The organism is Arenimonas sp. SCN 70-307 (assembly GCF_001724815.1).
Taxonomy (GTDB): Bacteria; Pseudomonadota; Gammaproteobacteria; order Xanthomonadales; family Xanthomonadaceae; genus Arenimonas.
Window position 1 is genome coordinate 1 of sequence record NZ_MEDO01000020.1, and the last position, 17,334, is coordinate 17,334.

At 70.8% G+C, this 17,334-nt stretch carries 16 protein-coding genes and 1 pseudogene; 10 read left to right on the plus strand and 7 right to left on the minus strand.

Annotated features, from left to right (window positions below):
• Nucleotides 1–388: pseudogene (locus tag ABS41_RS11085) on the minus strand (hypothetical protein); the annotation flags it as partial.
• Between the two features lie 99 nt (nt 389–487).
• The gene (locus ABS41_RS11090) at nt 488–1,216 is read right to left on the minus strand and encodes a TorF family putative porin (RefSeq protein ID WP_290594460.1); all 729 of its coding nucleotides are present in this window, start codon (nt 1,214–1,216) and stop codon (nt 488–490) included.
• 203 nt (nt 1,217–1,419) lie between these two features.
• On the opposite strand from ABS41_RS11090, the gene kbl reads away from it, so the two are divergent.
• Nucleotides 1,420–2,619 carry a glycine C-acetyltransferase gene (gene kbl, locus ABS41_RS11095; RefSeq protein ID WP_290594462.1) on the plus strand — a complete coding sequence of 400 codons (1,200 nt, stop codon included), beginning with the start codon at nt 1,420–1,422 and terminating at the stop codon, nt 2,617–2,619.
• 19 nt (nt 2,620–2,638) lie between these two features.
• Here the strand turns inward: kbl and ABS41_RS11100 are convergent, their stop codons facing one another.
• The gene (locus ABS41_RS11100; RefSeq protein WP_290594464.1) at nt 2,639–3,400 is read right to left on the minus strand and encodes a pseudouridine synthase; all 762 of its coding nucleotides are present in this window, start codon (nt 3,398–3,400) and stop codon (nt 2,639–2,641) included.
• Between the two features lie 112 nt (nt 3,401–3,512).
• Between ABS41_RS11100 and ABS41_RS11105 the strand changes: the two genes are divergently transcribed.
• The 7 genes from ABS41_RS11105 to ABS41_RS11135 are packed head-to-tail and all read left to right on the plus strand — an operon-like array spanning nt 3,513 to nt 10,133.
• The gene (locus tag ABS41_RS11105; RefSeq protein WP_290594466.1) at nt 3,513–4,475 is read left to right on the plus strand and encodes an acyl-CoA desaturase; all 963 of its coding nucleotides are present in this window, start codon (nt 3,513–3,515) and stop codon (nt 4,473–4,475) included.
• Nucleotides 4,472–5,716 (plus strand): FAD-dependent oxidoreductase, encoded by a 1,245-nt coding sequence (locus ABS41_RS11110; RefSeq protein WP_290594468.1) that lies wholly within the window; start codon nt 4,472–4,474, stop codon nt 5,714–5,716. The genes ABS41_RS11105 and ABS41_RS11110 overlap by 4 nt, the downstream gene beginning before the upstream one ends.
• Nucleotides 5,707–6,480, plus strand: a complete 774-nt coding sequence (locus tag ABS41_RS11115; RefSeq protein WP_290594469.1) for a DUF1365 domain-containing protein — start codon at nt 5,707–5,709, stop codon at nt 6,478–6,480. Before ABS41_RS11110 ends, ABS41_RS11115 begins: the two co-directional genes overlap by 10 nt.
• Nucleotides 6,477–7,754 (plus strand): cyclopropane-fatty-acyl-phospholipid synthase family protein, encoded by a 1,278-nt coding sequence (locus ABS41_RS11120; RefSeq protein WP_290594470.1) that lies wholly within the window; start codon nt 6,477–6,479, stop codon nt 7,752–7,754. The genes ABS41_RS11115 and ABS41_RS11120 overlap by 4 nt, the downstream gene beginning before the upstream one ends.
• A 1-nt stretch (nt 7,755) precedes the next feature.
• Nucleotides 7,756–8,310, plus strand: coding sequence for a DUF2878 domain-containing protein (locus ABS41_RS11125; protein WP_290594471.1), 555 nt, complete (start codon nt 7,756–7,758; stop codon nt 8,308–8,310).
• Nucleotides 8,311–8,357: 47 nt separating this feature from the next.
• The gene (locus ABS41_RS11130; protein WP_290594551.1) at nt 8,358–9,101 is read left to right on the plus strand and encodes a DUF1295 domain-containing protein; all 744 of its coding nucleotides are present in this window, start codon (nt 8,358–8,360) and stop codon (nt 9,099–9,101) included.
• A gap of 3 nt (nt 9,102–9,104) precedes the next feature.
• Nucleotides 9,105–10,133: a cyclopropane-fatty-acyl-phospholipid synthase family protein gene (locus tag ABS41_RS11135; RefSeq protein ID WP_290594473.1), complete on the plus strand. Its 1,029-nt coding sequence runs from the start codon at nt 9,105–9,107 to the stop codon at nt 10,131–10,133.
• Here the strand turns inward: ABS41_RS11135 and ABS41_RS11140 are convergent.
• The 3 genes from ABS41_RS11140 to ABS41_RS11150 all read right to left on the minus strand — a co-directional run bounded on the left by ABS41_RS11140 (nt 10,123) and on the right by ABS41_RS11150 (nt 13,382).
• The gene (locus ABS41_RS11140; RefSeq protein WP_290594475.1) at nt 10,123–10,587 is read right to left on the minus strand and encodes a hypothetical protein; all 465 of its coding nucleotides are present in this window, start codon (nt 10,585–10,587) and stop codon (nt 10,123–10,125) included. The genes ABS41_RS11135 and ABS41_RS11140 overlap by 11 nt on opposite strands.
• 127 nt (nt 10,588–10,714) lie before the next feature.
• Entirely contained in the window at nt 10,715–11,785 is a 1,071-nt protein-coding gene (locus tag ABS41_RS11145) for an OmpA family protein (protein ID WP_290594477.1), read from the minus strand.
• A gap of 148 nt (nt 11,786–11,933) precedes the next feature.
• Nucleotides 11,934–13,382 (minus strand): bifunctional 2-methylcitrate dehydratase/aconitate hydratase, encoded by a 1,449-nt coding sequence (locus tag ABS41_RS11150; RefSeq protein WP_290594479.1) that lies wholly within the window; start codon nt 13,380–13,382, stop codon nt 11,934–11,936.
• A gap of 152 nt (nt 13,383–13,534) precedes the next feature.
• Between ABS41_RS11150 and ABS41_RS11155 the strand changes: the two genes are divergently transcribed.
• Entirely contained in the window at nt 13,535–15,562 is a 2,028-nt protein-coding gene (locus ABS41_RS11155; protein ID WP_290594481.1) for an NADPH-dependent 2,4-dienoyl-CoA reductase, read from the plus strand.
• Nucleotides 15,563–15,868: 306 nt separating this feature from the next.
• Nucleotides 15,869–16,387: a cell wall hydrolase gene (locus ABS41_RS11160; RefSeq protein ID WP_290594483.1), complete on the plus strand. Its 519-nt coding sequence runs from the start codon at nt 15,869–15,871 to the stop codon at nt 16,385–16,387.
• A gap of 14 nt (nt 16,388–16,401) precedes the next feature.
• On the opposite strand, the gene ABS41_RS11165 is transcribed toward ABS41_RS11160, so the two are convergent.
• Complete coding sequence (locus tag ABS41_RS11165) at nt 16,402–17,292, minus strand: universal stress protein (RefSeq protein ID WP_290594485.1); 891 nt, start codon at nt 17,290–17,292, stop codon at nt 16,402–16,404.
• Between the last annotated feature and the right edge of the window lie 42 nt (nt 17,293–17,334).

Below are 17,334 nucleotides of genomic sequence, written 5' to 3' on the forward strand. Positions count from 1 at the left end.
CCACCGGGCTGCCCAGCGCGTCGGTGTGCTGGTACTTCACCTCGCTGCCGCCCGCGAACGGGGCCTCGCGGATCGCCACCAGGCTGCCGGCCAGGTAGACGTGGTCGAGCGCCCGGGCCTTCGGGGTGGAGTGCTGGTAGAGCAGCTGGCCGTTGAACGCGTAGAAGCTCAGCGTGGCGCCTGCCGGTACCCAGGCCAGCGCCCGGCGGCCGTGGCCGTCATAGCGGTAGCCCTCGCTGCCGCCCGGGCCGGTGCCCAGGCGCAGGCGGTTGCCGTAGTCGAAGGTGTAGCTGGCCGTGTCCTTGGCGGTTACGTTGCCCCCGCCTGTGTTCTGGATCGCCGTGAGGCGGTTGCTGGCGTCGTAGACGTAGTTGGCGTAGTCCTTCACCCCGGCCAGCTTCCACGAGCGCAGGTTGTCGGGCGCTGCAAAAGAAAACCGACCGGCGCTTTCGCACCGGCCGGCTCCGTGTTTCGCGACAGTGCGGGATCAGCCGCCGATCGAGAAGGTGATCATGAAGCGGTCGTCGGCGGCGTCGCCGAAGTTGTCGGTGCCCGACGAGTCGGTGCCGTAGTAGCCGATGGCCATGTTGACCGGGCCGAGGTCGCGGTTCACGCCGATCGAGTAGTCCATGTAGTCGTCGATGCCGGTCGAGCTGCCGAAGGTGCTCTGGCCGACGGTGATGTCCAGGCCCCAGCCGTGGCCGACGTCGAAGCTGCCGCCGAGGCCGTAGTAGAAGCCGTCGTCGTCGAGCGCGTAGACGTCGTTGGTGTAGCCCAGGGTGAACGACCAGGTCTCGTCCAGCGTGACCACGCCCAGGAACTCGTTGTAGTCGAGCGCGCCGTAGCCGTCCTGCTCGCCGATGTAGTTGTAGCGGTTGAGCGCCAGGTCGAGGTTGACGCGCTCGCTCAGGTCGGTGTTCCAGCCGATGTAGGTGTCGAGCTCGACGTCGGGGCCGCCGGCGCCGAAGTCCACGTTCGAGGCCCAGACGCCGACGTAGAAGCCGCTGCCGAAGTTCAGGTCGGCGCCCAGCTGCAGGGTCGGCTTTTCGTCGTTCTGCGAGACGCCGCGGAACAGGTAGTCGGAGGAGAGGGCGGCGTTCCAGCTGAACATCGACTCCTCTTCTTCGGCGGCCTCGTCCTGGGCGGTGGCGGCCAGCGGCAGCGCCAGCAGCGCGGCGGCGAGGGCGAACGGAAGCAGCTTCTTCGGGGTATGCATCGGGAATTCCTCGTCAGGTTGGGGCAGTCAAAGGGCGGTGGCGCTGTTGTTTTACCGGGCCCGGCCGGGCGTTGATGATTCCGGGCCAGCTGTTGAATATTTTGAGCGGCAGTGTCCACCAAGCCCGAGCATAATTCATGCGGCAGTGCAGCAAAGCGGCACAGGCATAATTGGCGGCTGTTCCCCCAGCCACCGAGCCCCGCATGACCTCGCCCGCCCTCGCCCGCTACGCCGCCGAACTCGAAGCCATCCGCGAACAGGGCCTGTTCAAGGCCGAACGCGTGATCACCAGCCCGCAGTCGGCCGAGATCAGCCTGGCCGACGGCAAGAAGGTGCTCAACTTCTGCGCCAACAACTACCTGGGCCTGGCCGACCACCCCGCGGTGATCCAGGCCGCCAAGGACGCGCTCGACACGCACGGCTTCGGCATGGCCTCGGTGCGTTTCATCTGCGGCACCCAGGACCTGCACAAGGAGCTGGAGGCGAAGATCGCATCCTTCTTCGGCAAGCAGGACACCATCCTCTATGCCGCCTGCTTCGACGCCAACGGCGGGCTGTTCGAGCCGCTGCTGGGCGAAGAGGACGCCATCATCTCCGACGCGCTCAACCACGCCTCGATCATCGACGGCGTGCGCCTGTGCAAGGCCAGGCGCTACCGCTACGCCAACTGCGACATGGCCGACCTCGAGAAGCAGCTGCAGCAGGCCAGGGCCGACGGCGCGCGCACCATCATGATCACCACCGACGGCGTGTTCTCGATGGACGGCTTCATCGCGCCGCTCGACGAAATCACCGCGCTGGCGGCCAAGTACGACGCGCTGGTGCACATCGACGAATGCCATGCCACCGGCTTCCTGGGCGACACCGGCCGCGGCAGCGCCGAGGTCAAGGGCGTGCTCGAGAAGATCGACATCATCACCGGCACGCTCGGCAAGGCGCTGGGCGGCGCGCTGGGCGGCTTCACCACCGGCCGCGCCGAGGTGATCGAGTTGCTGCGCCAGCGCTCGCGCCCCTACCTGTTCTCCAACTCGCTGCCGCCGCACGTGGTGGCCGCGGGCACCAAGGTGTTCGACATGCTGGCCGCCGCCGGCGACCTGCGCGAGCAGCTCAAGGCCAACACCGCCTACTTCCGCGAGCGCATGACGGCGGCCGGCTTCGACCTCAAGCCGGGCGTGCATCCGATCGTGCCGGTGATGCTCTACGACGCCCCGCTGGCGCAGAAGTTCGCCTCGCGCCTGCTCGAGGAAGGCATCTACGTGATCGGCTTCTTCTTCCCGGTGGTGCCCAAGGGCCAGGCCCGCATCCGCACCCAGATGAGCGCCGCCCACACCCGCGAGCACCTCGACCGCGCCATCGACGCCTTCATCCGCGTCGGCCGCGAGCTGGGCGTCATCAAGGGCTGAGCCTGCAGCCCGCGGGCGGCTAACCGGCCGCCCGCCCTCTCGGCGCCAGCGCAGCGATTTCCTCATCGCTGAGCCGTCGCCAAGCACCTTTGGCCAGTTCGCCCAGCACCACCGGGCCGATGGCCACGCGCACCAGGCGCCGGGTTTCCAGGCCGTGCGCGGCCAGCAGGCGGCGGATCTGACGGTTGCGGCCTTCGTCGAGCACGATCTCGAGCCAGGCGGTCTTGCCGCCGCTGCGCAGCAGGCGGGCGCGCCGGGCCGAGAGCCGCTCGCCGGCGTCGTCCACGCCGGCCTCCAGGGCGGCCAGCAGGGCGGCGTCGGGCACCGCGTCCACCTGCACGTGGTAGGTCTTGTCCGGCCCGGTGGCCGGGTCGGTGATGGCGGCGGCCCAGGCCGGGTCGTTGCTCATCAGCAGCAGGCCCTCGCTGGCCTGGTCGAGCCGGCCCACCGGCGCCAGCCAGGGCAGGCCCGCACCCTCGAGGCAGCGGTAGACGGTGTCGCGGCCGCGCTCGTCGCTGGTGGTGGTCACCAGCCCGCGCGGCTTGTTGAGCGCCAGGTACACCGGCTCGGCCGCGTCCAGCGCACGACCATCGACGGACAGCGCATCCGTTCCCTGGCGTACGGGGAATTCCGGGTCGCGCACCACGCGCCCGTTCACCGCCACGCGCCCGGCCGCCACCCAGGCCGCGGCCTGCGTGCGCGAGCACAGGCCCAGCTTGGACAGCACGCGCGCCACGCCGTGGCGCGGCGCGGCCTTGGGTTTTTGGGACGGACGAGGCATGCGCGCAGCATGGCGCAGGCGGCGGCGCACGCGCTAGCCTTCGGTCTTGCGCCGGCGCCCCGCGAGGTCGGTTCACCGACCCATCACCGTGGCCTGCGCGACCATATCCACCATGGCTCCTGATTCGTCCCCCGATTCGCATCCCCTTCCGATCTGGCGTCGCGCGCTGCGCGCGGTGGCGCTGTGGTTCGACACCAGCGCCGCGCCCGCCGACACCGGCGACCCCGACCGCGTCGCCTGGCTGCGCGTGCTGCCCTTCGTCGGCCTGCACCTGGCCTGCCTGGGCGTGATCTGGGTGGGCTTCTCGTGGTTCGCCTTCTGGACGGCGGTGGTGCTCTATGCCGCGCGCATGTTCGCCATCACCGGCTTCTACCACCGCTACTTCTCGCACAAGGCTTTCCGCACCTCCCGGCCGGTGCAGTTCGCCTTCGCCGTGCTCGGCGCGGCCTCGGTGCAGCGCGGGCCGCTGTGGTGGGCCGCCCACCACCGCCACCACCACCGCCACGCCGACACCGACCAGGACGTGCATTCGCCGCGCCACGGTTTCTGGCGCAGCCACATGATCTGGTTCCTCACCCCGCGCGGCTTCCGCACCGACCTCGAGGCCGTGCGCGACCTGGCCCGCTTCCCCGAGCTGCGCCTGCTCGACCGCTTCGACATCCTGGTACCGGTGCTGCTGGCCGCGGGCCTGTACGCGCTGGGCGCCTGGCTCGAGGGCGCCTACCCGGGCCTGGGCACGAACGGCCCGCAGCTGCTCATCTGGGGCTTTTTCGTCTCCACGGTGGTGCTCTTCCACGTCACGGTGACCATCAACTCGCTGGCCCACCGCTGGGGCAGCCGACGCTTCGCCACCCGCGACGACAGCCGCAACAACGCCCTGCTCGCCCTGCTCACCTTCGGCGAGGGCTGGCACAACAACCACCACCACTACCCGGGTTCGGCCCGCCAGGGCTTCGCCTGGTACGAGCTCGACCTCACCTACCTCGGCCTGCGCCTGATGGCGCTGCTGGGCCTGGTCAGCGACCTGCGGCCGGTGCCCGAGGCGCTGCGCCACGTGCGCCGGGAGGCCGCATGAGGATCGCGGTCGTCGGCAGCGGCATCGCCGGCCTCGGCGCGGCCTGGCTGCTCTCGCGCCAGCACGAGGTGGTGCTGTTCGAGCGCGAGGCGCGCCTGGGCGGCCACACGCACACGCACCGCGTTGAGCAGGCCGGGCGCACGTATTCGGTCGACAGCGGCTTCATCGTCTTCAACCCGGGCAACTACCCGCTGCTGACCCGCCTGCTCGACCAGCTCGGCGTGCCCAGCCAGCCCACCACCATGAGCTTCTCGGTGCAGGACGCAGCCAAGGGGCTCGAGTACAACGCCACCGACCTCGACGGCCTGTTCTGCCAGCGCCGCAACCTGGTGTCGCCGCGCTTCTGGCGCATGGTGCGCGAGATCAGCCGCTTCTACCGCGAGGCGCCGGCGCTGCTGGCGACCCCGGGCGACGGCCCCTCGCTGGGCGATTACCTGCGCGAGGGCGGCTATTCCGAGCTGTTCGTGCGCGACCACCTGGTGCCGATGGCCTCGGCGCTGTGGTCCTCGCCCTCGGAAACCATCGAGTCCTTCCCGGCCAAGTACCTGGCCCGGTTCATGGACAACCACCACATGCTGCAGATCAGCGACCGCCCGCAGTGGCGCGTGGTGACCGGCGGTTCGTCGAGCTACATCGAGGCGCTGCAGCGCGCCTGGGACGTGCGCGTGCGGCTCTCGTGCCCGGCGCGCGGCGTGCGCCGCGAGGCCGATGCCGTGGTCGTCTCCACCGACCAGGGCGAGGAGCGCTTCGACCAGCTGGTGCTGGCCTGCCACAGCGACCAGGCCCTGGCCCTGCTGGCCGACCCCACGCCGGCCGAGCGCGAGGTGCTGGGCGCCATCCCCTACCAGGCCAACGAGACCGTGCTGCACACCGACGCGCGGCTGCTGCCCAGCCGCCGCAAGGCCTGGGCGGCCTGGAACGCCTACGTGCCGGCCGAGCCGGGCGCGGCCTGCACCGTCAGCTACTGCATGAACCACCTTCAGTCGCTCGACAGCCCCGAGCCCTTCGTGGTCACCCTGGGCCGCGCGCGCGAGATCGACCCGGCCAAGGTGCTGGCGCGCATGCAGTACCACCACCCGGTCTACACCCACGCCTCGGTGGCGGCCCAGGCCCGCCGCGGCGAGATCAGCGGACACAACCGCACCTGGTATGCGGGCGCCTACTGGGGCTTCGGCTTCCACGAGGACGGTTTGCGCAGCGGCGTCGAAGTGGCGCGCGCGCTCGGCGTGCAATGGCCCTGAACTCGGCCATCTACGAAGGCTGGGTGCGGCATCGCCGCTTCGCACCGGTCGAGCACGCCTTCCGCTACCGCGTCTTCCAGCTTTACGTGGATCTCGCCGAGCTCGACGAGCTCTTCGCCGGCCGTTGGTTCTGGTCGATCAACCGCCCCAACCTGGCCCAGTTCCGCCGCCGCGACTATTTTGGCGACCCGGCCCTGCCGCTCGACACCGCCGTGCGCGAGCGCGTGCAGGCCACGCTGGGCCGCCGCCCGAGCGGCCCGATCCGCCTGCTCACCCACGGCCGCTACTTCGGCAAGACCATGAACCCGGTGAGCTTCTACTACGGCTTCGCCGACGACGGCGAGACGCTGGAGTGGATCCTGGCCGAGATCACCAACACGCCCTGGGACGAGCGCCACGCCTACCTGCTGGACGTGGCCGGGGCCGAGCGCCACGGCCAGGCCCTGCACTGGGGCTTCGACAAGGCCTTCCACGTCTCGCCCTTCATGCCGATGCAGCGGCGCTACCGCTGGGCCTTCCAGGCCCCCGGCGAGCAGCTGCGGGTGCACATGGACGTGCTCGACGGCGAGAAGCCCGAGTTCGACGCCACCCTGGTGCTCGAGCGCCGGCCCTGGACCGGGAACACGCTGGCTTCATGCCTGGCACGGTATCCCTTGCACACCGCCAAGGTAGGGGCGGCGATCTACTGGCAGGCCGCGCAACTGTGGCTCAAGCGCACGCCCTTCCACCCGCACCCCCGAACCAGCCCCGGAGCCCCTGAATGAGCAGCACCGCCGACACCCTGGACAGCCCCGAGCAAAGCGCGGCGCGCTACGGCGCACTCGACCGCCTGCTGCGCCGGCGCCTGCTGGACACGCTGGGCGAACTGCGCGGTGGCCAGGTGGTGGTGCGCGACGCCCTGGGCACGGTGACCCTGGGCGAGCCGGACGGCCTGCGCGCCGAGCTCGACATCCTCGACCCGGGCTTTTACCGCGCCGCCGCCGCCCAGGGCTCGGTGGGCGCCGGCGAGGCCTACATGGACGGCCTGTGGCGCTGCGATGACCTGGTGGCGCTGGTGCAGCTGCTGGTCATCAACCGCGACCGCCTCGACGCCATGGAAACCGGCCTGGCCCGCTTCGGCGGCCTGGCCCTGCGCGGCTGGCACGCCCTGCGCCGCAACACCCGCGCCGGCAGCCGCAAGAACATCGCCGCGCACTACGACCTGGGCAACGAGCTGTTCAAGCTCTTCCTCGACGAGTCGATGATGTACTCCTCGGCGGTTTACGCCGACGCGTCCGAGACGCTCGAGCAGGCGCAGTTCCGCAAGCTCGAGCGCATCTGCCGCAAGCTCGACCTGCGGCCCACCGACCATCTGGTCGAGATCGGCACCGGCTGGGGCGGCATGGCCATCCACGCCGCCTCGCGCTTCGGCTGCCGCGTCACCACCACCACGATTTCGAAGGAGCAGCACGCGCTGGCCACCGAGCGCGTGGCCGCGGCCGGCCTGTCCGACAGGGTCACGGTGCTGCTCGAGGACTACCGCGACCTGCGCGGCGAGTACGACAAGCTCGTCTCGATCGAGATGATCGAGGCCATCGGCCACCAGTACCTCGAGACCTACCTGGCCAAGTGCGCCTCGCTGCTCAAGCCCGAGGGCCTCGCGCTCATCCAGGCCATCACCATCGAAGACCACCGCTACGAGCAGGCCCTGCACTCGGTGGACTTCATCAAGCGCTTCATCTTCCCGGGCAGCTTCATCCCCTGCGTGAGCGCCATCACCGGCGCCGCGGCCCGGGCCAGCGACCTGCGCCTGGTGAACCTCGAGGACATCGGCCCGAGCTACGCGCTGACCCTGCGCGCCTGGCGCGAGCGCTTCCTGGCCCGCCTCGACGAGGTGCGTGCGCAGGGTTACGACGAGCGCTTCATCCGCATGTGGGAGTTCTACCTGGCCTACTGCGAGGGCGGCTTCCTCGAGCGCTCGATCGGCGACGTGCACCTGCTGCTGGCCCGCCCGGGCAACCGTCGCGACCAGTACCTGCCTGCCCCGGAGGCCACCTGACATGCACCGCTCCCTCCTGACTGCCGGCAACGTCGTGGGTTTCCAGGCCGTGTGGCTGGCCAGCGTGGCCGGCGCCGGCGCCGGCCTGCCCTGGGCCGGCCCGCTCGCGGCGGCGCTGTTCGCCGCGCTGGTGCTGCGCTTCGGCGGCAAGGCCCGCGCCGACCTGCGCCTGCTCGCCGTGGCCATGCCGCTGGGCCTGGCGCTCGACAGCGCCTTCGCCGCCTCGGGCTGGCTGGTGTACGCCGAGGCCTGGCCCTGGGCCTCGCTGGCACCGGTGTGGATCTGGTCGCTGTGGGTTGGCTTCACGCTCACGCTCAACCACTCCATGGGCTTCCTGCGCGAGCGCCCGCTGGCTGCGATGGTGCTCGGCCTCGTTGGCGGGCCGCTGGCTTACTGGACCGCCGCCGGAGCCTTCGACGCCGTCAGCTTCGGCGCCCCGGTGGCCTGGGTGATCGGCGCGCTGGCGGTGGGCTGGGCCGCGGTGCTGCCGCTGCTGTTCCACCTCGACCAGCGGCTGGCCGCCGGCCTGGCCCGGGACCACAGGGCCCCGGCATGAGCCTCTGGAGCGCCCTGGGCCTGGTGTGGGCCGGTGCGGCCCTGGCCATGGTCGCGCTCTGGGCTTTTTCGATGAAGGTGCGCAACGTCGGTTACGTCGACGTGGGCTGGGCCGGGCTGATGGCGCTGGCGGCGCTGTTCGTCGGCGCGGTGGGCGACGGCACGCCGCTGGCGCGCGGCCTGGTGGCGATGTTCGGCAGCGTCTGGGGCGCGCGCCTGTGCCTGCACCTGCTGCACCGCGTGCTCAACGAGGAAGAGGACGGCCGCTACCGCGCCCTGCGCGCCGCCTGGGACGGCAGCCCGGTGAAGTTCTTCGTGTTCTTCCAGATGCAGGCGCTGGTGGTCGCGCTCTTCGCCCTGCCCTTCCTGGCCGCGGCCGACAACGCCACGCTGCACTTCGGACCGCTGGCGGTGCTGGCGATCGTGGTTTGGCTGGGCGCGATGGCAGGCGAGTCGCTGGCCGACCGCCAGCTCGCGCGTTTCCGCGCCAACCCGGCCAATGCCGGCAAGACCTGCCGCGATGGCCTGTGGGGCTGGTCGCGGCACCCGAACTATTTCTTCGAGTGGCTGCACTGGTTCGCCTACGTGCTGCTGGCCGTCGGCGGCGGCCTGTTCTGGCTCAGCCTGGCCGGACCGGTGATCATGTTCGCCTTCCTCTACCGCGTGAGCGGCATTCCCTGGACCGAAGCCCAGGCCGAGCGCAGCCGCGGGGAGGATTACCGTCGCTACCAGCGCGAAGTCAGCGCCTTCTTTCCCTGGCCGCCGCGCAAGGCGGCCCCGTCCCCGGAGTAACGGATGTCCCTGATCGACCTGTGCGAGCGCGGGCTGCTGCCCGACGCCCTGACCCGCCTCGGCATCCGCCGCCTGTGTGAGCAGCGCCTGCGCGAGGAAGGTGCCGGCGACCTGGACCTGGCCGACCGCCGCTTCCGCGAGCTGCTGGCCGAGCTGCGCCACAGCCCCATCGCCATCGAAACCGACGCCGCCAACGAGCAGCACTACGAGGTGCCGGCGCGCTTCTTCGAGCTGTGCCTGGGCCGGCGCCTGAAGTATTCCAGCGCCTACTACGCCACCGGCAGCGAGACGCTCGAACAGGCCGAGGACGCGATGCTGGCGCTCTACGGCGAACGCGCCGAACTGGCCGACGGCCAGCACATCCTCGAACTGGGCTGCGGCTGGGGCTCGCTGACGCTGTGGATGGCCGAACGCTTCCCGAACGCGCGCATCACCGGCGTGTCGAACTCACGCAGCCAGCGCGAGCACATCCTGGCGCAGGCGGCCAGGCGCGGCCTGGGCAACGTGCAGATCCTCACCTGCGACGTGAACCGGCTCGAGCTGCCGGCCGAAAGCTTCGACCGCGTGGTCTCGATCGAGATGTTCGAGCACATGCGCAACTACAAGCGCCTGCTGGGCAACGTGGCCGGCTGGCTGAGGCCGGGCGGCAAGCTGTTCGTGCACATCTTCGCCCACCGCTACCTGATGTACCCCTTCCTCACCGAGGGCGAGGACAACTGGATGGGCCGCTACTTCTTCACCGGCGGCCTGATGCCCTCGGCCGACACGCTGCTGCACTTCCAGGACGACCTCACCCTCGAGCAGCGCTGGCTCGTTCCGGGCACGCACTACGAGCGCACGGCCAACCACTGGCTCGAGAACCAGGACCGCAACCGCGAGGAAGTGATGCGGGTGCTGACGGCCACCTACGGCGCGCAGGACGCCGCGCGCTGGCACCAGCGCTGGCGGATGTTCTGGATGGCCTGCGCCGAACTGTTCGGCTACGAGGGCGGCCGCCAGTGGCTGGTCGCCCACTACCGCTTCAGCAAGTAAGCGTCGCGCTCGGCTGGCAGGAAGCCGCGGCGGCCGGGGCCGCGGCGGGCGCGTCCGCGGGCGCGGACTGGGCGCTGCCGCCGGGCTTGCCGGTGGCGACGCGGATGCCCTTGGCCTTCATCCACGCATCGAACTCTTCGGCGGTCATGCGACGGCCGTTCTGGTTCATGTCGAAGCGCCAGGGCGAATTGTCGAACTGCGTCTTCTGCACGTAACCGTCCGCCGGCGCGGCGGCGGCCGGCGCGGCCGGCGCCGGGGCCGGGCGGCGCAGGCGCTGCACGTAGGCCACCGCGTTGATCTCGAGGCAGCTGGCCGCGGGCGTGGCGTAGCGCATCTCCGGGGCCGGCACCGAAGCCGGAAGCGGCGCGAGCACCGAAGCCTGGCAGGCCGGGCCGGCGGCCGCGGCGAGGGACGGAAGGCAGAGCGCGAGCAGCGCGAGCGAGGCGTGTTTCATCTGGCACCGGCGGGGGAACGGACTGGGCCAAGCTTAGGCGCGCAATGGCGGCGACGCAATCACGGCGGCCAGAAAAACGAAGCCCGGCACAAGGCCGGGCTTCGCGTGTTGCTTTCGAGCGTAGTGCTTAGTTCTGCACGTTCAGCTCGGTGCGGCGGTTGCGCGCACGACCCTCGGCGGTGTCGTTGGTGTCGATCGGACGGCTCTCGCCGAAGCCGTTCGGACCCACCAGGCGGCCGGCGTCGATGCCCTTGCCGGTCAGGTAGTTGTACACCGTGCGGGCGCGACGCTCGGACAGGCCCTGGTTGTACTGCTCGGTACCGACCGAGTCGGTGTGGCCGGCGACTTCAACGCGCAGCTGCGGGTACTTCTGCAGGATCGACACGGCCTCGTCGAGGATCGCCACGGCGTCCGGACGCAGGGTGTCCTTGTCGAAGTCGAAGTTCACGCCCTTGAGGTCGATGGTCAGCGGCACCGGGCAGCCGTCCGGACCGATGGCCTGGCCGGCAACCGAACCCGGGCACTTGTCGTCGCAGTTGTTCACGCCGTCGCCGTCGTCGTCGAGGTCGGCGCAGGTGACCTGCGGCTTCGGCTCTTCCGGCACGACCGGGGCCGGCAGGTCGCCGAGCTTCACGAGCACGGTCAGCTGGGCCAGCAGGTCGGTGAAGGTGTCCGAACCCGGGGCGATGACGGAGGTGTCGTCGGTCACGCCGCGGGCGGCCACTTCGGCGCGCAGCGCGTAACGGCCGTAGTCAGCCTGCAGGCCGGCGCCGATGGTGGCGGCGATGGCGGAGTCCTCACGCTGGCCCGGCGAGTTCGGGCTCGGGAAGTTGTCGAACTCCTCCTCGACGCGCTGGGTGCCGATGCCGAAGCGGAAGAACGGGTTCCAGTTGCGGCCTTCCTTCAGCAGGTGGTAGCGCGCGTCGAGCGACAGGCCGTACTGGCTGAAGTTGAGGTCGCTGCTGCCGATCTGGGGGTTCTGGTAGTTCAGCTCGGCATCGATCGACCAGTTCGGGGTGACGAACTTGCCGAAGCCGAGGGTGACGAACGGGACGTCGCCGGTGCCGCGGTCGTCGTCCTGGACGTTGCCGCCCACGCCGCCGCTCACGTACCAACGATCATCGAAGTCCTGCGCCATCGCGGACTGGGTGAACGCCATGGCGCCCAGGAGGGCACAGCACAGGAGTTTCTTCTTCATGATTTGCTCCATTGATTCGACGGGGGAATTGCTTCAACGCTGCGGACCTTGGGTATCTGGCTTCGCGGCGCTTGGCGCCTGGAAAACTTAACGACCCGAAAGTTAACGGGAATCTAACAAAGGCTGACGATCACTGCAAGCGCGGGTTTCAGGGCGTGAAGAGCTCCATGAAGCGGTGGATGGGGGTGGCCTCGAACCGGGAGGTGTCCCCGGTCAGGTCCAGCACCTGCCGGACCCGCTTGGCCGGGAGCTGGCCCGCAATGGCCGACTCGAACTTGGCCAGCAGGGCCGGGATGCCCTCCCCCCGGCGCTCGCGGTGGCCGATGGGGGTATCCACCGCCACCCGGCCGGTGGAGCTGCCGTCCTTGAAGAAGACCTCGACGGCATTGCCGATGTAGCGCTTGTCCGGGTCGTTGTAGTCGCGGGTGAAGCCCGGGTTCTCGCGGACCTCCATGCGCGCCCGCAGGGCGTCGATGCGCGGGTCGGCGGCCACGGCGTCCAGGTAGTCCTCGGCCGTGAGGCGGCCGAAGATGAGCGGCACGGCCACCATGTACTGCAGGCAGTGGTCGCGGTCGGCCGGGTTGTGCAGCGGGCCGGTCTTGTCGATGATCCGCGCCCCTGCTTCCTGGGTCTCGATCACGACCCGCTCGACCTGGTCGATCCGGCCGGCCACCCTGGCATGCAGCTGCATGGCGCACTCGACCGCCGTCTGGGCGTGGAATTCGGCCGGATGGCTGATCTTGAACAGGATGTTCTCCATCACGTAGCTGCCAAAGCTGCGCTCGAACTCGAACTCGCGCCCCTTGAAGGCCACGTCGGCGAAACCCCACTGCCTGGCGCTGATGGCGCCCGGGTAGCCCACGCAGCCCTTCATGGCGTTGAGCGCATGCACCACCGCGCGGCGGCAGGCGTCGCCGGCGGCCCAGCCCTTGCGCGGGCCGGCATTGGGGGCGTGGCGGTAGACCCGCAACGCGCCGCCGTCGGCCCAGCTGTGGCTGACGGCGTTGACGATTTCCTCCTTGCCGCCGCCCAGCATGTGCGTGGCGATGGCGCTCGAGGCCAGGCGCACCAGCACGACGTGGTCGAGGCCCACCTTGTTGAAGCTGTTCTTGAGCGCGTAGCAGCCCTGGATCTCGTGGGCCTTGATCGCCCAGGTCAGGATGTCGCGCACGGTGATGGGCTTGCCGTTCTCGCGCTCGGCCTTGCGGCTGAGGTAGTCGCCCATCGCCAGGATGGTGCCCAGGTTGTCCGAAGGGTGGCCCCATTCGGCCGCCAGCCAGGTGTCGTTGAAGTCGAGCCAGCGCACCAGCGTGCCGATGCTGTAGGCCGCCTGGGCCGGGTCGAGCTCGTGGCAGGTGCCCGGCACGCGGGCGCCGCCCGGCAGCGTGGCACCCGGCACCACCGGCCCGACGTGCTTGACGCACTCGGGGTGGCGCAGGGCCAGCATGGCGCAGGCCAGCGAGTCGAGCAGCATGTAGCGCGCCGTCGTGTAGGCCTCGGACGACCCGATGTAGTAGTCGGTGACGTAGTTGGCGATGTCGACCATGGACTGGTCGGGTTCGGGTCGCTTGGCGGAGCGGGGGTCGTGGGCGGTCATGGACGGTCCGTGCTGGCGAGGGCGAACGAAAGGTATGGTGCCAGAAGCATGAACGGATGTCGGCGTCGCACGCGGACGCCGCCGGCGCGCCCGCCTTGTCCGCGGGCGCCGGAACGGGCAAGGTGCCCGGAGTCGTTCCGCCCGCCAGAACCATGTCCAGCACGCCCTACCCGCACCTTTTCCAGCCGCTCGACCTCGGCCACTGCACCCTGCCCAACCGCGTCCTGATGGGCTCGATGCATACCGGGCTGGAGGACCACGCCCGCGATTTCCCCAAGCTGGCGGCGTACTTCCGCGAGCGCGCCGAGGGCGGCGTGGGCCTGATGGTCACCGGCGGCATCGCCCCGAACCTGGTGGGCTGGCTCAAGCCCTTCGCCGGCAAGCTCAGCTGGCCCTGGGAGGTGCACAAGCACCGCATCGTCACCCGGGCCGTGCACGAGGCCGGCGGGCGCATCTGCCTGCAGATACTGCATGCAGGCCGCTACGCGGCGCACCCGCTGCTGGTGTCGGCCTCCAAGGCCAAGGCGCCGATCAGCCCGCTCACGCCGCGCGCGCTCACCGCCTGGGGCGTCGAGCGGCAGATCCGCGCCTTCGTCAACACCGCGCGCCTGGCCCGCGAGGCCGGCTACGACGGCGTCGAGGTGATGGGCTCGGAGGGCTACCTCATCAACCAGTTCCTGGCCGCGCGCACCAACAAGCGCCGGGACGACTGGGGCGGCACGCCGGAGAAGCGCATGCGCTTCGCGGTCGAGATCGTCCGCCGCATCCGCGAGGCGGTGGGTCCGGACTTCATCCTCATCTACCGCCTCTCGATGCTCGAACTGGTCGAGGGCGGCTCGGCCTGGGACGAGATCGTGATGCAGGCCAGGGCCATCGAGGCCGCCGGCGCCAGCATCATCAACACCGGCATCGGCTGGCACGAGGCCCGGGTGCCGACCATCGCCACCTCGGTGCCGCGCGGCGCCTTCGCCGGCGTCACCGCCAAGCTCAAGCCGCACGTCTCGCTGCCGCTGGTGGCCACCAACCGCATCAACATGCCCGAGGTGGCCGAGGCCATCCTCGCCGGCGGCCAGGCCGACATGGTCTCGATGGCGCGCCCGCTGCTGGCCGACCCGGCCTGGGTGAACAAGGCCCGCGAGGGCCGCCGCGACGACATCAACACCTGCATCGCCTGCAACCAGGCCTGCCTGGACCACGTGTTCGTCAACAAGCGCGCCAGCTGCCTGGTCAACCCGCGCGCCTGCGCCGAGACCGAGCTCAACTACCTGCCCGTGCAGGTGGCCAAGAAGATCGCCGTGGTCGGCGCCGGCCCGGCCGGCCTGGCCTGCGCCACCGTGGCGGCCGGGCGCGGCCACCAGGTGACCCTGTTCGACTCCGCGGCCGAGATCGGCGGCCAGTTCAACCTGGCCAAGACGATCCCGGGCAAGGAAGAGTTCCACGAGACCCTGCGCTACTTCGGCAAACAGATCGAAACCACCGGCGTCGAGCTGCGCCTGGGCCAGCGCGTGGGCACCGCCGAGCTGGCCAACGCCGGCTTCGACGCCGTGGTGCTGGCCACCGGCATCCGGCCGCGCAAGGTCGATTTCCCCGGCGCCGACCACCCCAAGGTGGTGAGCTACCTCGACGTCCTGCAGGGCCGGGTGGTGCCGGGCCGCAAGGTGGCCATCATCGGGGCCGGCGGCATCGGCTTCGACGTGGCCGAGTTCCTGGTCCACGAGGGCCACTCGCCCAGCCTCGACACCGGCCGCTGGATGGCCGAATGGGGCGTGGCGCCGGATTTCGAGGGCCCCGGCGGCCTGGCCGCGCCCCGCCCCGAGGCGCCGGCGCGCGAGCTGTGGCTGCTGCAGCGCAGCCCCGGCAAGCCCGGCGCCCGCCTGGGCAAGACCACCGGCTGGATCCACCGGGCCGCCCTAAAGGCCAAGGGCGTGCAGGCCCTGGGCGGCGTGGAGTACCTGGGCGTGGACGACACTGGCCTGCGCATCCGGGTCGACGGCCGCGAGCAGCTCCTGCCGGTCGACCACGTGGTCGTCTGCGCCGGCCAGGAGCCGCTGCGCGAGCTGCTCGAGCCGCTGCAGGTGGCCGGCGTGCAGGCCCACCTGATCGGCGGCGCCGACGTGGCCGCGGAGCTCGACGCCAAGCGCGCCATCGACCAGGGCAGCCGCCTGGCCGCGGCACTCTGAGTAGTTACTCCAATACAAATCAAAGGCTTGGCGAAGGCCGTTCAGGCAAGGTTCGGTTTTCCCCCGTAGTATGCGCCGCTGGACACGGCGCCCGGCCTCGGGCCGCGCCGTCAAACGGCCCCGCAGCGCATGGCTTGGCGGGGATTCCAGGGGGTCGCCCAACCTGACCCGCGACCCCGGAATGCGAGCCCGGCTCGTCCATCCCCAAAACGCCAGGCCGCACGGCCCCTCCCTGCCCGTTCCATCAAGCAGGCCCGCCCTCGGGCGGACGGGAAAGTGCGGCGCAACGGAGCAAGGAGTTCCGCCATGAAGCTGTCTTTCGTCCTTTGGCTGGCCTCGATCCTTCCCCAGCCAGCCGCCGACCCGCTGTGCCTGGCGACGACGGTCTACCTCGAGGCCCGCAACCAGTCCGAGCTGGGCCAGCGCGCCGTGGCCGAGGTCGCCCTGCGCCGCCGCGACAGCGGCCAGTGGGGGGACTCGATCTGCGAGGTGGTCACCGCCCGCAAGCAGTTCGCGCCCACCATCGTCCACCCCGGCCTTCGGATGAAGAACCTCGAGGCCTGGGAACGGGCCGTGCAGGTCGCCTTCCAGGCCCAGGCCGACTGGCAGTTGCCGCCCGGCGAGCGCCGGGAAGTGGTGCCCGGGGCCAGCCACTTCGCCGCCCTGGACCTGGCCAACCCGGCCTGGGCCAGCGCCCCGCGGGTGGCGACCATCGGCGACCACACCTTCTTCCGGGTCCAGCGCCTGACTCCGCCGGCGCAGCCGCCGGCCCCGGCGCTAGTGGTGGCCTCCGGCCCGGCCACGACCCAGCGCATGGCGCCCTGAGGCGCCCCCGCCGGCTAGGCGACGCCCGGCACCAGCAGGACGTCGCAGGGCAAGCGGTGCGTGGCGAACAGGGCCGTACTGCCCAGCAGGTTTGCCTCCCAACGCGCCCGCGGACGCGAGCCCAGCACCACCAGGTCGATCTGCGCTTCTTCCACGAAGGCCGCGAGCACGGCCGCGGGCGGGCCTTCGCGCACGGCGCGGGTGGGCGCGACGGCGAGGCCCAGCGCTGACTCGAACACCTGCAGCCGGCGCAAAGCCAGCTCGCGGGCTTCGCGATGGAACGCCTCGCGGGTCTCGGGTCGCGCGTGGGCGAAGGCCATGTTGCGGTCGGGCGGGATTTCGATGGCGTGCAGCAGGTGGAAATCGGCCCCCGGCGCCAGCCTGAGCCCGAGCCTGGCGGCATGCAGCGAGGGCTCGCCGAGATCGGTGGCCAGCGCAACCCGCCGGTAGGCCTGGCCGCCTCCCTGCCGTGCCAGCAGGACCGGCAGCGCGCCCGCGCGCAGCACCCGGTCGGCCGTCGAGCCCAGCAACCCCTGGCGCAGCCCGGTTTCACCCTGCGCGCCCATCACCACCACGCCGCGCTCCCCCTCGTGCAACAACTGCGGCAGCAGCGCCGGCAGCGTGCCGTCGAGCACTTCGTAATCGACGTCGGCCACGCCGGCTTCGAGCAGGCGCTCGCGCTCGCGGGACAGCCGCGAGCCGGCCGTGCGGCGCGCGAGTTCGATCGAGAACTCGCCCTTCAGCCCCTGCGCCATCCGTTCGATCCAGTCGCCATCGCCGAGCGCGTGCAGCAGGCGCAAATGCCAGCCGAGGCCGCGCGCCAGGGCCGCGGCACGCTCGGTCGCGAGGCCGGCGGGCTCGGAAAAGTCGGTGGCGGCGATGAGTACGTCGCTTGCAGAAGTCATGGCGGGCCGGCGCCTCGCGGCGCCTTTGTGTCCAGGGGCGGG